Origin of the sequence: Mycolicibacterium frederiksbergense (genome assembly GCF_012223425.1) — a bacterium.
GTDB classification, from domain to species: domain Bacteria; phylum Actinomycetota; class Actinomycetes; order Mycobacteriales; family Mycobacteriaceae; genus Mycobacterium; species Mycobacterium frederiksbergense.
This window is the reverse complement of sequence record NZ_CP038799.1, coordinates 3,415,054-3,428,689: the sequence shown is the minus strand read 5'-3', so window position 1 is coordinate 3,428,689 and position 13,636 is coordinate 3,415,054. Positions and strand designations below refer to the sequence as shown.

General features: G+C 68.3%; 15 protein-coding genes. 4 read left to right on the top strand and 11 right to left on the bottom strand.

Features of this window, described 5'->3' with window-relative positions; all coding sequences use genetic code 11:
- Window positions 1-4 precede the first annotated feature (4 nt).
- A complete protein-coding gene (gene purQ, locus EXE63_RS19575; protein WP_168143292.1) occupies window positions 5-613 on the bottom strand; it encodes a phosphoribosylformylglycinamidine synthase subunit PurQ in 609 nt (202 codons plus the stop codon).
- Window positions 614-703: 90 nt separating this feature from the next.
- Window positions 704-943 (bottom strand): phosphoribosylformylglycinamidine synthase subunit PurS, encoded by a 240-nt coding sequence (gene purS / locus EXE63_RS19570; RefSeq protein ID WP_057167889.1) that lies wholly within the window; start codon window positions 941-943, stop codon window positions 704-706.
- Window positions 944-1,017: 74 nt separating this feature from the next.
- On the opposite strand from purS, the gene EXE63_RS19565 reads away from it, so the two are divergent.
- Window positions 1,018-1,671, top strand: coding sequence for an MBL fold metallo-hydrolase (locus tag EXE63_RS19565; RefSeq protein WP_168143291.1), 654 nt, complete (start codon window positions 1,018-1,020; stop codon window positions 1,669-1,671).
- 47 nt (window positions 1,672-1,718) lie between these two features.
- Window positions 1,719-2,300: a phosphatase PAP2 family protein gene (locus tag EXE63_RS19560; protein WP_168143290.1), complete on the top strand. Its 582-nt coding sequence runs from the start codon at window positions 1,719-1,721 to the stop codon at window positions 2,298-2,300.
- Here EXE63_RS19560 and EXE63_RS19555 read toward each other — a convergent pair.
- From EXE63_RS19555 to EXE63_RS19530, 6 genes are all read right to left on the bottom strand, one after another.
- Window positions 2,213-3,856: an FAD-binding dehydrogenase gene (locus tag EXE63_RS19555; protein WP_168143289.1), complete on the bottom strand. Its 1,644-nt coding sequence runs from the start codon at window positions 3,854-3,856 to the stop codon at window positions 2,213-2,215. The two genes, EXE63_RS19560 and EXE63_RS19555, sit on opposite strands and share 88 nt — an antisense overlap.
- Window positions 3,857-3,871: 15 nt before the next feature.
- Complete coding sequence (locus EXE63_RS19550; protein WP_168143288.1) at window positions 3,872-4,576, bottom strand: DUF2334 domain-containing protein; 705 nt, start codon at window positions 4,574-4,576, stop codon at window positions 3,872-3,874.
- A 73-nt stretch (window positions 4,577-4,649) separates the two neighbouring features.
- On the bottom strand, window positions 4,650-5,138 hold the full coding sequence (locus EXE63_RS19545) for a glutathione peroxidase (protein ID WP_168143287.1): 489 nt from the start codon (window positions 5,136-5,138) through the stop codon (window positions 4,650-4,652).
- Between the two features lie 10 nt (window positions 5,139-5,148).
- Window positions 5,149-5,703 carry a TetR/AcrR family transcriptional regulator gene (locus EXE63_RS19540; protein ID WP_168143286.1) on the bottom strand — a complete coding sequence of 185 codons (555 nt, stop codon included), beginning with the start codon at window positions 5,701-5,703 and terminating at the stop codon, window positions 5,149-5,151.
- 42 nt (window positions 5,704-5,745) lie between these two features.
- The gene (locus EXE63_RS19535; RefSeq protein WP_168143285.1) at window positions 5,746-7,899 is read right to left on the bottom strand and encodes a S9 family peptidase; all 2,154 of its coding nucleotides are present in this window, start codon (window positions 7,897-7,899) and stop codon (window positions 5,746-5,748) included.
- Window positions 7,896-8,783 (bottom strand): phosphoribosylaminoimidazolesuccinocarboxamide synthase, encoded by an 888-nt coding sequence (locus EXE63_RS19530; RefSeq protein WP_168143284.1) that lies wholly within the window; start codon window positions 8,781-8,783, stop codon window positions 7,896-7,898. Before EXE63_RS19530 ends, EXE63_RS19535 begins: the two co-directional genes overlap by 4 nt.
- Before the next feature lie 30 nt (window positions 8,784-8,813).
- Here EXE63_RS19530 and EXE63_RS19525 point away from each other — a divergent pair, with 30 nt between their 5' ends.
- Window positions 8,814-9,425 (top strand): hypothetical protein, encoded by a 612-nt coding sequence (locus EXE63_RS19525; RefSeq protein WP_168143283.1) that lies wholly within the window; start codon window positions 8,814-8,816, stop codon window positions 9,423-9,425.
- A gap of 100 nt (window positions 9,426-9,525) precedes the next feature.
- Window positions 9,526-10,428, top strand: a complete 903-nt coding sequence (locus EXE63_RS19520) for a type IV toxin-antitoxin system AbiEi family antitoxin domain-containing protein (protein WP_168143282.1) — start codon at window positions 9,526-9,528, stop codon at window positions 10,426-10,428.
- Here the strand turns inward: EXE63_RS19520 and EXE63_RS19515 are convergent.
- Genes EXE63_RS19515 through purB form a run of 3 tightly spaced genes read right to left on the bottom strand, consistent with a single transcriptional unit; the run spans window position 10,376 to window position 13,625 of the window.
- On the bottom strand, window positions 10,376-10,975 hold the full coding sequence (locus tag EXE63_RS19515) for a DUF1707 SHOCT-like domain-containing protein (RefSeq protein WP_168143281.1): 600 nt from the start codon (window positions 10,973-10,975) through the stop codon (window positions 10,376-10,378). The genes EXE63_RS19520 and EXE63_RS19515 overlap by 53 nt on opposite strands.
- Window positions 10,976-10,992: 17 nt before the next feature.
- Window positions 10,993-12,210 carry a cytochrome P450 gene (locus EXE63_RS19510; protein ID WP_168143280.1) on the bottom strand — a complete coding sequence of 406 codons (1,218 nt, stop codon included), beginning with the start codon at window positions 12,208-12,210 and terminating at the stop codon, window positions 10,993-10,995.
- Window positions 12,207-13,625 (bottom strand): adenylosuccinate lyase, encoded by a 1,419-nt coding sequence (gene purB, locus EXE63_RS19505; protein ID WP_105365222.1) that lies wholly within the window; start codon window positions 13,623-13,625, stop codon window positions 12,207-12,209. The genes EXE63_RS19510 and purB overlap by 4 nt, the downstream gene beginning before the upstream one ends.
- Window positions 13,626-13,636: the final 11 nt, after the last annotated feature.

Genomic DNA, 13,636 nt, shown 5'->3' with positions numbered 1-13,636 from the left:
GGATCTACGCGGTCAGCACCGCATCCAGGGCCGAGTAGAACAACCCGAGCCCGTCATCGGAGGGACCGGTGAGCGGTTCGGTGGCGTGCTCGGGGTGCGGCATCAGTCCGACGACGCGGCCGTTGGCCGAGCTCACGCCGGCGATGCCGCGCATGGAACCGTTCAGGTTGTCGCGGTAGCGGAAGACCACCCGGCCCTCGCCCTCGAGCTCGTCGAGCACCGACTCGGCGGCCACGTAGCGGCCCTCGCCAGACTTCAGCGGCACCAGCAGATCCGCACCCGTCTCGTAGCGCGTGGTCCAGGCGGTCGAATTCGAGGCGACCTCCAGCCACACGTCGCGGCAGATGAAGTGCAGCCCGGCGTTGCGGGTCAGCGCGCCCGGCAGCAGCCCGGCCTCACACAGCACCTGAAAACCGTTGCAGATACCCAACACCGGCAGGCCGCGACCGGCAGCTTCCACGACCGAGCCCATCACGGGGGCGAACTTGGCGATCGCGCCGCACCGCAGATAGTCGCCGTAGGAGAACCCGCCGGGCACCACCACCGCGTCGACACCCTTGAGGTCGGCGTCGCCGTGCCACAGGCTGACGGCCTCCCCGCCGGCCAAGCGCACCGCCCGCGCGGCGTCGACATCGTCGAGCGTGCCGGGAAGGTGATGACCCTATGCGGCCCTGGATCCCCGTCGCTTCGCCAGCCCCGCGCGTCACGAATTCTCCCGACTCACCGAGAACTCCTCGATGACGGTGTTGGCCAGCAGCGATTCGGCAATCTCGTTGAGTGCCTCATCGGACACCGAATCGTCGACTTCGAGTTCAAACCGCTTGCCCTGACGGACATCCGCGACACCACCATGGCCGAGACGGCCCAGCGCGCCGACGATCGCCTGCCCCTGCGGGTCGAGGATCTCAGCCTTGGGCATCACGTGCACTACGACGCGGGCCACGTGGACTCCTTCGTTTCGGACCGGTCTTGGTCGGTCATAACTCTACCGGCGACGTCTCGGGCCACAATGGAGCCATGCAACTGACGCACTTCGGCCACTCGTGCCTGCTGGCAGGCTTCGCCACCGGTGACGGCGCCCAGACCACGGTGCTGTTCGATCCGGGCACCTTCTCGCACGGTTTCGAGGGCATCACCGGCCTGGACGCCATCCTGATCACCCATCAGCATCCCGATCACGCCGACACCGCGCGACTGCCCGCCCTGCTGGACGCCAATCCGCAGGCCAAGCTGTACGCGGACCCGCAGACCGCCGCGCAGCTCGGCGAGCCGTGGCAGGCCGTGCACGCCGGGGACGCATTCACCGTCGGGCACCTTTCGGTGCGCGGCGTCGGCGGCACCCACGCCGTGATCCACCCGGAGATCCCGGTCATCGACAACACGTCCTACCTGATCGGCGACGCCGACCACCCGGCCCGGCTGATGCACCCCGGGGACGCCCTGTTCGTGCCCGACGAGGCGATCGATGTGCTCGCCGTCCCCGCGGCGGCACCGTGGATGAAGATCTCCGAGGCGGTCGACTACCTGCGGGCGGTGGCGCCGGCCCGGGCCGTCCCGATTCACCAGGGCATCGTCGAGCCGTCCGCCCGGGGCATCTACTACAGCCGGCTCTCGGAGATGACCGACACCGACTTCCAGGTGCTCGACGCGGAGAACGGAACCGCGTTCTGAGGCCGCGCACTCTGCTGCTGTGGTGGCCACCCATCGGTATCACCGCGATGGTGCTGCTGGGCCTCGTGGTCGGCCACGGGCCCACCGCGTTCGACGACCAGGCACTGCGGGTGATGCAGCGGGTGTTCGGCCCCGATCCGCACTGGATGCTCTATTTCAGTTGGGCTCTGCCGATGATGGTGATCCTCGGTATCTCGGTGCTGATCGCGCTGGTGCGCAGGCGCTGGCGGCTGGCTGTGGTGGTGGCGCTGTGCCCGGTGCTCTCGGTGATCGCGACGCGGCTGCTCAAGCCGCTGTTCGGCCGCTACAAGGGCGATGCGCTGGCCTACCCGAGCGGGCACACCACCGTCGTCATCACCGTGATGGCCATGCTGGTGCTGGCGGCCGGGGTGTCGGTGTGGCTGCTGCTGGTGGCCGGCGTGATCACCGCGATCGGCGGGCTGAGCATGGCGGCCACCGACCTGCACTATCTGACCGACAACATCGGTGCGGTGTTCCTGGCGTCCGCGACGGTCTGCCTGGCGGTGCTGGCCGCGGGTCCTCAGGCGGTTTCGCGGGCGGCGGCCCGGCCTGCCACGCGGCCCGAGAACACGCAGCCGCCCAGGAACGTGCCCTCCAAGGACCGATAGCCGTGCACGCCACCGCCTCCGAAACCGGCGGCTTCCCCGACGGCGTACAACCCGTCGAACACCGATCCGTCACCCTTGAGTACCCGTGAGTCCAGGTTGGTTTCCAGTCCGCCCAACGACTTCCGGGTCAGGATGTGCAGCTTCACCGCAATCAGCGGTCCGGCCTTCGGATCGGTGAGACGGTGCGGGGCCACCACCCGCGCGATGCGGTCCGGTAGGTACTCGCGGGCCGCCCGGATCGCGGTGATCTGGCTGTCCTTGGTGAACTTGTTGACCACCTCGCGGTCACGGGCGGTCACCTCGGCCTCGACGGTCGCATAGTCCAGCGGCTCGACATCGGGAACGGCGTTCATCGCGGTCACCAATTCGCGCAACGAGTTGCCGGTGACGAAGTCCACGCCCTTGTCGACGAAGGCCCGCACCGGCGCCGGACCGCCGTCGCGTCCGCGGGCCAGCACCGCCTTGACGCTGCGGCCGGTGAGGTCGGGGTTCTGCTCCTGCCCGGACAGGCCGAATTCCTTGGCGATGATGCGGGCGTTGAGCACGAACCAGGTGTAGTCCTGGCCGGTGGTGGTGATGTGTTCCAGCGTGCCCAGGGTGTCGAACCCCGGATACAGCGGCACCGGCAGCCGTTTACCGGTGGCGTCCAGCCACAGCGACGAGGGGCCCGGCAGGATGCGGATGCCGTGGGTGGGCCACACCGGGTCGTAGTTGGTGATGCCCTCGGTGTAATGCCACATCCGGTCGCTGTTGATGACGCGGGCGCCTGCGGTCTCGCTGATGCCGATCATCCGGCCGTCGACATGTGCGGGCACACCGGAGAGCAGTTGCTGCGGGACTCGTCCCATCCGCGGCGGCCAGTTCTTGCGCACCAGATCGTGGTTGCCGCCGATACCGCCGCTGGCGACGATCACCGCCTGGGCCCGGAACTCGAACTCCCCCAATGATTCCCGCGACGACGCCACGCCACGCGCGGCATCGCTGGGTTCCAGCACGGTGCCGCGGACGCCGGTCACCGCACCGTCCTCGACGATCAGCTCGTCGACGCGGTGCCGGTGGGCGAACGTCGCCCTGGGCTGACCCAGCAGCCGGCGCGCGAAGATGTCGACCAGCGCCGGCCCGGTGCCCCAGGTGATGTGGAAGCGCGGCACCGAGTTTCCGTGCCCGAGTGCGCCGTAGCCGCCGCGCTCGGCCCAACCGACCATGGCGAAGGTCTGCAGTCCTCGCTCACGCAGCCAGCTTCGCTTCTCCCCGGCGGCGAAATCCACGTAGGCGTGCGCCCACTGCCGCGGCCAGTGGTCCTCCTCGCGGTCGAAACCGGCGCTGCCCAGCCAGTCCTGCAGGGCGAGCTCATGGCTGTCCTTGATGCCGAGGCGGCGCTGCTCGGGACTGTCCACCAGAAACAGCCCGCCGAACGACCAGAAGGCCTGACCGCCCAGGTTGGCGGCATTCTCCTGGTCGACGATCAGGACGCGCCGGCCCCGCTCGATCAACTCCGCGGCGGCGACCAGTCCGGCCAGCCCCGCACCCACCACGATCACATCGGCATCGGCCATGCCGACAACTTAGTCTCAGGCGGCGTCGGTGAGGGCGGGATCCGCCTCCCAGCGGTAGGTCTCCGGGACACAGCCGTGCATGAGTGCCAGGTCGATGGCGTCGAAGACGGCCTGCCGAGGCCCGGCGTGGCGCAGCTGACGCGCCGAGACCGCCAGCCGTACCGTGCCGCCGCGGCGCGCGGTGCGTTCGGCCGACAGCACCAGGGTGCGACACCACCAGGGTTCGGTGAGGAATCCGGCGCCGATGCCGAGCACGCGCGCCGGGGCGGTGCTGTCGCGCACCAGGTCGGTGACACTGCTCAGTCCGGCCAGCAGTCGGAAGCCGTTGCGCGGCAGCGCCATGACGGTGCCCTCGGAAACCGCCCAGCCGGGCGCCGCGAACAACCGGGTGCGCAGGCCCAGGTGTTCCATCACCCGGTCGGCACCCATCAGCCGGAGATTCGCCTCATGCGCTTGCAGGGAGGCGAATTCGCTGCGGCGGTTCTTGGTCGCCGCCTCGTCATAGCCGTGCAGCACGACGGCATCCCCGCCGGCGCGGCGCTCGGCCAGCCAGAACAACGTCGCGGGGTCGCGCTCCAGCCGGTAGTCACCTTTCAGGCGAGGAGCCACCAACAAGGACACCGGCACACCGCGAGCGTCGAGTTCCTCGCAGAAGGTGTCGACGGCGGGCAGCGTGCGGTCCCTGATCCCGGAGATCGAGACGATCAGCTCTGCGGTCACGTACTTCAGTGTCGCAACATCAGATGTCACGACGGTTGCGAACACCCGGACACGAAGTGAGCATTCGGCTCCGCTATGTGCCCAGGACGGCCTCGATTGCCGCGATCACCTCGGGCGCATCCGGTTCGGTGCGTGGCCGGAACCGCTTGACCACGTCACCACCCGGGGCCACCAGGAACTTCTCGAAGTTCCACTGGATGTCACCGGCCTGCCCGTCGGCATCGGCGGCCTTGGTCAGCTCTGCGTAGAGCGGGTGCCTTTCGTCTCCGTTGACATCGGTCTTGGCCAGCAGCGGAAAGGTCACGCCGTAGGTGGTGGAACAGAAGGTCTGGATCTCCTCGGCGGTGCCCGGCTCCTGGCCCATGAACTGGTTGCACGGCACGCCGAGCACGGTCAGACCCCGGCCGGCATAGTCCTTGGCGATCTTCTCCAGCGCGGTGTACTGCGGGGTCAGACCGCATTTGGAGGCGACGTTCACCACCAGCGTTGCATGAGAGGACAATTCGCCGAGCGTGGTGTCCTTGCCGTCGAGGGTGGTCAGCGGAATCTGGTTGAGGCTCACCGGATCGACGCTAGCCGTCGAACAGGATTGCCGCCAGCCTCTCGACCGTCGCGAGCGGGTCACCGGCGGTGTCGACGGCGTCGTTGAGCCAGAGCTGGGCGAATCCGTGCACCATCGACCAGGCCGCAAGGGCGGCGGCCTCGGGGTCGGCCGCGGCGTGCGGGTCGGCGAGTGTGCCGACGCCGCGGTTCAGTTCCAGGTACGCCGCCGCCGACGCCTGCTGCACCTGCTCGTCGGCGGCGTCGTAGAGCGACTTGTCGAACATCACCTCGAAGTGACCGGGGTGCGCCAGGGCGAACCGCACGTAGGCCTTGGCAGCGTCGATGAACTCGGGCCGGGCGTCGGTCAGTTCGGCTGTCAGGACCCGGAACCCCTCGGTGGCCAGTGCGGTGAACAGTCCGCGCCGATCCCCGAAGTGATGCGCCGGGGCGGCGTGGGACACCCCGGCAGCACGGGCGAGTTCGCGCAACGAGACACCGTCGGCGCCGCGCTCGGCCACCAGGCTGGCCGCCTCGGCCAGGATCACCGCCCGCAGGTCGCCGTGGTGGTAACTCGGCTTGTTCATCGAGCCATCATAACTGCGATCTTGACAGCGCCTAGATGGATCTCAGGCGCGCGGACCACCGAACAGGCTGCCCGCCTGACCGTCGCCGTGATTCACCGGATCCGCGGTCGCCAGCAGCCAGGCGTACTGGAAGGCGGCTTCCTTCCAGCGTTCATAGCGACCGCTGATCCCACCGTGCCCGGCCACCATCTCGGTCTTCAGTAGCACCCTGGTTGCGCCGGCCACCGGATCCAGCTGCGCGTGTCGAAGGGCCGCAACCCATTTCGCGGGCTCCACGTAGTACACCCGGGTGTCGTTGAGCGAGGTCATCGCCAGCACCGCCGGGTAATCCAGGGATGCGACGTTCTCGTATGGCGAGTACGACTTCATGTACTCGTAGACGTCCTTGTCCTCCAGCGGGTTTCCCCACTCGTCCCACTCGGTGACGGTGAGCGGCAGCGACGGATCCAGGATCGTGGTGAGCGGATCGACGAACGGAACCTGGGCCAGCACACCGGCGAACAGGTGCGGGGCCAGGTTGAGCACCGCACCGACCAGCAGGCCACCGGCGCTGCCGCCCAGGGCGACCAGGTTGGCCGGACGGGTCAGATCGGTGACCACCAGATGCTCTGCGACCGCAATGAAATCGGTGAAGGTGTTGCGCTTGTGCAGGAGCTTGCCGTCCTCATACCACGGCCGACCGAGCTCGCCACCGCCGCGCACATGGGCGACGGCGAAGGCCATCCCCCGGTCCAGCAGCGACAACCGGGCGATCGAGAAGCGCGGATCTTCGCATGATTCGTAGGCGCCGTAGCCGTACAGCAGCGTCGGGGCCGGGAACGCCAGACCCGCGCGGTGCACGATCGAGATCGGAACCCTGGCCCCGTCGGGGGTCACCGCCCAGTCCCGGCGCTCGACGTACTCCTCGGGCCGGTAGTCCCCCAGCACCGGCTGCTCGCGCAGCAGCGTCCGTTCGCCCGTCACCAGGTCCAGGTCGTAGATACGCACCGGGATCACCCAGGACACCGCGCCCACCCGCAGCTTCGGTGAGGACCAGTTCGGGTTACCGCTGAGCCCCGCCGACATCAGCTCGGATTCGAAGGCGATCTCCTGCGGTTCCCCGTAGCTGCCGTCGGCGCCGATGGGCCACAACTGAATTCGGGGCAGTGCCTCGCGGCGGTAGCTGACCACCAGGTGACTCTCGAATGCGTCGACACCATCGAGGCGGACATCCTCGCGGTGCTCGATGAGCGTGCGGAACGCGCTCGGGTCACTCACCGGAGCCTCGACCAGGGTGAAGTTCACCGCACCGTCGTTGTGCAGGATGAGGAAGCGGTCCTCGCCGCCGACCACCGCATGCTCAACCGAGTACTCGACCTGATCGCGGCGCGGCAGCACCACGGTGAACTCGGCGTCCGGGTCGGCGGCATCGGCGTAGCGCACCTCCGAGGTGACCGCACTGCCCGCGGCGATGATGACGTACTTGTCGCTGCGGGTGCGCCCGACGCCGAGCCAATAGCGTTCGTCGGCTTCGTGATACACCTTCTGCGCGGGCAGACCGGACCCCAGGCGATGACGCCACACCGTGTCCGGCCGCCACGCCTCGTCGACGGTGACGTAATACACGGAGTGGTTGTCCGCGCCCCAGGTCGCCCCGGCGCCGATCCCAGTGATGGTGTCCTCGTAGAGCTCACCGGTCCGGAGATCCTTGAAACGCAACGTGTACCGCTCGTCGCCCTTGACGTCCACCGAGAAGGCCAGGATGTTGCCGTCGACGCTGACGCTGATGGCTCCGAGGGAGAAGAACTCGTGCCCCTGCGCCTCGGCGTTCTCGTCGAGCAGGATCTGCTCGCCGGGAATGGCGGTGTGCTCGTCGAGTTCCGGCGGGGTCCAGTCATCCACGCCGCTGATCGGGCAACGGGCGTGGACCCCGTACTGCTGCCCCTCGAAGCTACGGGCGTAGTACCACCATTGACCGCGGCGGGTCGGGACCGAAAGGTCGGTCTCCTTGGTGCGCGCCTTGATCTCGTCGAAGATCTTCTGCCGCAACGGCGCCAGTGCCGAGGTGGCGGCCTCGGTATGGGCGTTCTCGGCTTCCAGATGGGCGATCACCTCGGGGCTGGACTTGTCGCGCAGCCACTCATAGGGGTCGATGAAGACATCGCCGTGATGCTCACGGCGATGCTCGACCCGCTTGGCGACAGGAGCTGAGGTCATGCACCGATCCAATCGTCGAAGCTGAGTCCGGAAATGCGTTCGTAGGCCTCGATATAACGCGCACGGGTGGCCGCGGCGATCTCGGCGGGCAGGGGTGGCGGCGGGGCGTCACCATGGCGGTCCCAGCCCGAGTCGGGCCCGGTCAGCCAGTTGCGGACGAATTGTTTGTCATAGCTGGGCTGCACCTCCCCGGGCCGGTAGCTGTCGGCCGGCCAGTAGCGCGACGAATCCGGCGTGAGCACCTCATCGGCCAGCACCAGCCGGCCCTCGGCATCCACCCCGAACTCGAACTTGGTGTCGGCGACGATGATGCCCTTGCTCAGGGCATGCTCGGCGGCCTTGAGGTAGATCTGCAGCGTCGCCTCGCGCAGTTCTGCTGCCCGCTGCGCACCGACCAGTTCGACCACCGCGTCGAAGGACACGTTCTCGTCGTGCTCGCCCAACTCGGCTTTGGTGGCCGGAGTGAACAGCGGCTCCTCGAACCTGCTGGCCTCACCGAGCCCGGCGGGCAGCGCGATCCCGCACACCGATCCGGACTGCCGGTAGTCGATCAGCCCGGAACCGGTCAGGTAGCCGCGCGCGACACATTCGACCGGCAGCATCTCCAGCGCACGGACGACGAGGGCGCGGCCCAGGACCTCTTCGGGGATCCGCTCGTCGTCGGGCGGGCCCGCGAGGTGGTTGGGGACACCGAGGTGATCGAAGAAGAACACGCTCATCGCGGTCAGGATCCGGCCCTTGTCCGGAATCTCGGTGTCCAGGATGTGGTCGAAAGCCGAGATGCGGTCACTGGCCACGAACAGCAGGTGGTCGTCGTCGATGCGGTACAGCTCGCGAACTTTGCCGCTGGCCAGATGCCGGTAGTCGGTCAGAGCGGGGCGCATTGACTCACCCTATGTGCTGGGATCGAGGCCATGAGATTGCGGTACCTGCCCTATGCCACCCGGCCCGGCCGCCTGCTGGCCCAGCTTGTCAGCGACATCACCGTCCTCATCTGGACGGTGATCTGGGTGATGGTGGGCAGCGCGGTCTATACGGCGGTGGCCACCATCGCCGAAGTGGGCCGTCAGGTGCAGGACGGCGCCGACGGGGTCGCGGGCAACCTGAACACCGCCGGCGACAGCGCCGATGACTTCCCGTTGATCGGCGATGCGCTGGCCGGACCGCTGCGCGCCGCCAGCGACGCCGCCGGGGAGATCGCCGGCGCGGGTCAGAGTCTGGACAGCACCGCGACCTGGCTGGCGTGGGTGCTGGCGCTGGCGGTGGCGGCCACCCCGATCCTGGCGGTCGCCATGCCGTGGCTGTTCCTGCGCCTGCGGTTCTTCCGGCGCAAGCTGACGGTGCTGACGCTGGCCTCCACGCACGCCGGCCAGGAACTGCTGGCGATGCGGGCACTGGCCAACCGGCCGCTGGCCAAGCTCACCGCGATCGATCCCGACCCGATCGGGGCCTGGCGCCGCGACGACCGTCCGGCCATCCGCGGCCTGGCACTGCTGGAGATCCATGCGGCGGGCGTGAAGCTCTGAGCCCGGCGACTTGTGCGATATCCGTAACGACCACCGTTACAGATCTCACACAAATCGCAGGGAATGGAACCGTTCGGCCGGGCATCGCGTCCAAGAGAGCATGCTCGACGACTACCTCCGCGACCAGGACGGAGTCATCACCCTCGCCCAGGCGCAGCAGGCCGGATTGAGCCGCCAAGCGGTGTACCGCAGGGTCCGCTCCGGGCACTGGCTGCGCTGCTCACCCGGGGTGTATTTCGTCGATGATCGTCTGTTCACCGACCGTGCGCGGATCCGGGCCGCGGTGTGGGGTTGCGGTCCGCGCGCGGCGGCAAGCGGCATGACGGCGGCCTGGTGGTTGGAGCTGACGAAGTTTCCGCCCGCCACCGTGGACGTCACCGTGCCCAAAGTGTGCGATCCGCCCAAGAGGTCCGGCATCCGCACCCGCCGCCGCGACCTGGACCCCGCCGATTGCGTGACGCGCCAGGGGCTGCGGGTGACCGCTCCACCGCTGACGGTCGTGGAGGCCGCCGCCCGCCGGGGCGGCGGCATGAAGATCATCGACACGGCACTGCAGCGGCATCTGTTGGAGCTGCGCGACCTCTGGGGCGCTCACCTGCGCAACAAGGGCCGGCACGGTTCACCCGCCGCGCGCAGACTGTTGCGGGCCGCCGACAGCGGGGCGCACTCCGAGGCGGAACGGCTCCTGGTGGGGCTGCTGCGGCAGGCACGCATCACCGGATGGAAGGCCAACCAGCGCCTCGGCCGCTGGGAGATCGATGTGCTCTTCCGCGGTCCCAAGATCGCGATCGAGGTGGACGGCCTGGCCTTCCACACCGACCCCGAAGCCTTCCAACGGGATCGGGTCAAGCAGAACGAACTCGCGCTGATGGGCTACCAGGTGCTGCGTTTCACTTGGCTGGATCTCACCGAGTACCCGGAGCGGGTGATCGCCGAGATCGAGTTTGCGCTCAGCCGCCGTGCAGACGCCGCAGCCAGCTACCGAACGGGTGCCGCACACTGACCGACCCCATCCTGACCTTGCCACGCACGATGACGTGCAGCTGATCGGGCTGGCGGAGGTTACGCACCTTGACGGTGGCGCTGCCGGCGATGGCGTCGACACCGTTGAGGTCCGCGGTGGCCCCGGCCGGCACGATGAGCTCCGTGGAACTCAGGTAGTCGTCGATGTTCACCTCGACGACCGGTCCGGGCAGCACCGCGGAGGTGAAGTCCAGGGTGGTGCTGCACATTCGGGTGTTCAGGTTGATGACCGGCGCCACCGTCCACGGCCCGCGCCGAACGATCGAGGTCATCCAGCCACCCAGTGCCTCCGGCTGTGCGCTGCTCCGGGCCACCGGCGCCTGCGCGGCATGCAGGTCCATATCCGGCAGGTCGACCAGCACGGCCCGCAACTCGCCGCGGGTGCGGGCGGCCAGCGCGGCATCGGTGCGCTCGGCGAACTCGTCGAGCGTGATCATGCCGTCGGCGACCGCGCGCTCGAGCAGGCCGCTCACGTGCGCGCGGTCGGCATTGGAGACTCGGAGGTTGTCGTTCTGGCCGAAGTCCATATCTGCGAGGGTAGCGATCAGTCGAATTCGACGAACAGGTGCCGGATACCGGTGTGGCGATTGCTGCGGGTCCACTCGACCGGCGCGGCCAGCCGCGCGCTGCGGAACCGGGGCATCAGTTCCCCGAACAGCACCCGCAGCTCCAGCCGTGCCAGGTTGGCGCCCAGGCAGTAGTGCACACCATGACCGAACCCCAAGTGCGCATTGGGCTTACGCGCGATATCGAAGACATCGGGATCCTGGAACACCGCCGGGTCTCGATTCGCCGAACCCTCCCAGATCTGCACCTTCTGCCCCGCCTCGATGGCGCAGCCGCCCAAGGTCACCGAACGCGTGGCGGTGCGCCGTTTCGACGGTGACGGTGTCGTCCAGCGCACCATCTCCTCGATCGCCGACGGCAGCAGTTCCGGGTCGGCTTGCAGGCGGCGCATCTGCTCGGGGTGCTCGATGAGCGCCAGCAGGCCCCCGGCCACCGAGTTGCGGGTGGTCTCCGCCCCGGCGCTGAACAGCAGACTGAAGAACAGGTAGAGCTCAAGGTCGGAGAGCTCGGCAACTTCGTCATCGCGGAAGGCGTTGGCCACCACCGACAACATGTCATCGCCCGGCGCAGCGCGTTTGGCCGCGATCAGCTCTTGTCCGTATTCGTACATCCGCGTTCCGGCCTCTTCGGGTGATAGCTGCCCGACGGCGGCCGAGCGGGCACCGCCGAAGTCGAACTGCGGCTCGATCGCCTCGAACAGCCAATGCCGTTCGGATTCAGGCACTCCCAGCAGGATGCAGATCATCTGCATGGGCAGCTCGGCGGCCACCTCCACGAGAAAGTCCAGCGCCACCCCGGGCTCGACAGCGTCCAGCAGGGTCCGGGCCCGGCTGCGCAGATCATCGGTGACCCGGGTGATCATCCGGGGTGTCAGCCCCGAGCTGACCAGCCTGCGGATCTGGGCATGCCGCGGGTCGTCCATCATGTTGAGCACCTGGCCCGCGACGGAGAGATCCTGCAGCAGGGTGCCGCCGAACGGCCGGGTTCCGCCGGTCACCGACGAGTACGTCTCCGGATCACGTAGCACGGCAAGGGTTTCGGCGTAGGTCGCGACCGACCAGAAGCCCTCCCCGTCCGGGGTGTGCTCGGTGGGCTCATGCCAGTAGACCGGAGCCTCACGGCGGTGCACCTCGAACAGATCGTGCGGAAAACCCGCGGCGAAGTTGTCGAGATCGGTGAGGTCGGCCAATGTCACAAGATGGCACCCGAGGTGTACTTGGCCGCCTCGGGGTAGCGGCCGACCAGATCATCGACCGCGGAAACCACATCGTCGACCTGCGCGCCGGCGGCACCGGTGAACGCTTCCTTGTCCGCCAGCGCCGCATCCAGGGCCACCCGGTCCAGTGGCAGCCGCGGATCGGCGGCGAGCCGGTCCAGCAGGTCGGGCTCCTGGCCCTTTTCCCGCATGGCCAACGCCACCGCGACCGCATGTTCCTTGATGACCTCGTGCGCGGACTCCCGGCCCACGCCGGCGCGCACAGCCGCGATGAGGATGCGGGTGGTCGCCAAAAAAGGCAGGTAGCGATCGAGTTCACGCTGGATCACCGCGGGGTAGGCGCCGAACTCGTCGAGCACGGTCAGGAAGGTCTCGATCTGGCCGTCCACGGCGAAGAACGCGTCGGGCAGCGCGACGCGGCGCACCACCGAGCAGAACACGTCACCCTCGTTCCACTGGGCGCCGGCCAGTTCGGCCGCCATCGACGCGTAGCCACGCAGCACCACCTGCAGGCCGTTGACCCGCTCGCAGGACCGGGTGTTCATCTTGTGCGGCATCGCCGAGGAACCGACCTGGCCCGGGGCGAACCCCTCGGTGACCAGTTCGTGCCCGGCCATCAGCCGGATGGTGTGCGCGAATGAGGACGGACCGGCACCGAGTTGCACCAGCGCAGATACCGCATCGTGGTCCAGTGAACGCGGGTAGACCTGCCCGACACTGGTGAAAACATCTGTGAATCCCAGGAATTGGGCGACACGCCTCTCCAGTTCGGCGAGCCGGGCGGTGTCTCCGTCGAACAGGTCCAGCATGTCCTGGGCGGTGCCCATCGGGCCCTTGATGCCGCGCAGCGGGTACCGGTCGATCAGCTCGCGCAGCCGGGTCAGCGCCAGCAACATCTCCTCGGCGGCCGAGGCGAACCGCTTGCCCAGTGTGGTCGCCTGCGCGGCGACATTGTGACTGCGCCCGGCCATCACCACGTCGCGGTACACGATCGAGCGTTCGGCCAGCCGCGCCACCACCGCCACACCGTGGGCGAAGACCAGTTCCAGTGAGCGGCGGATCTGCAGCTGCTCGACGTTCTCGGTGAGGTCGCGGCTGGTCATGCCCTTGTGCACGTGCTCGTGGCCGGCCAGCGCGTTGAACTCCTCGATGCGGGCCTTCACGTCGTGGCGGGTGACCCGCTCGCGCGCGGCGATCGAGCCCAGGTCGACGTTCTCCAGCACCCGCTCGTAGTCCTGCACGACACCGTCGGGCACCGGGACGCCGAGCTCGGACTGCGCCCGCAACACCGCCAGCCACAGTCGGCGCTCGGCGATGATCTTCGCCTCGGGCGACCAGATGGCCGTCATCTCCTCGCTGGCGTAGCGGTTGGCCAGAACATTCGGGATCGTCACGAACACACAGC

What these genes read in the sequence shown, in the direction of transcription:
- EXE63_RS19515 (WP_168143281.1), bottom strand. Translation starts at nt 10,975, where the DNA reads ATGGACTTCGGCCAGAACGACAACCTCCGAGTCTCCAATGCCGACCGC.
- EXE63_RS19565 (WP_168143291.1), top strand. Translation starts at nt 1,018, where the DNA reads ATGCAACTGACGCACTTCGGCCACTCGTGCCTGCTGGCAGGCTTCGCC.
- EXE63_RS19535 (WP_168143285.1), bottom strand. Translation starts at nt 7,899, where the DNA reads ATGACCTCAGCTCCTGTCGCCAAGCGGGTCGAGCATCGCCGTGAGCAT.
- EXE63_RS19560 (WP_168143290.1), top strand. Translation starts at nt 1,719, where the DNA reads ATGGTGCTGCTGGGCCTCGTGGTCGGCCACGGGCCCACCGCGTTCGAC.
- EXE63_RS19520 (WP_168143282.1), top strand. Translation starts at nt 9,526, where the DNA reads ATGCTCGACGACTACCTCCGCGACCAGGACGGAGTCATCACCCTCGCC.
- EXE63_RS19530 (WP_168143284.1), bottom strand. Translation starts at nt 8,783, where the DNA reads ATGCGCCCCGCTCTGACCGACTACCGGCATCTGGCCAGCGGCAAAGTT.
- EXE63_RS19555 (WP_168143289.1), bottom strand. Translation starts at nt 3,856, where the DNA reads ATGGCCGATGCCGATGTGATCGTGGTGGGTGCGGGGCTGGCCGGACTG.
- EXE63_RS19540 (WP_168143286.1), bottom strand. Translation starts at nt 5,703, where the DNA reads ATGAACAAGCCGAGTTACCACCACGGCGACCTGCGGGCGGTGATCCTG.
- EXE63_RS19525 (WP_168143283.1), top strand. Translation starts at nt 8,814, where the DNA reads ATGAGATTGCGGTACCTGCCCTATGCCACCCGGCCCGGCCGCCTGCTG.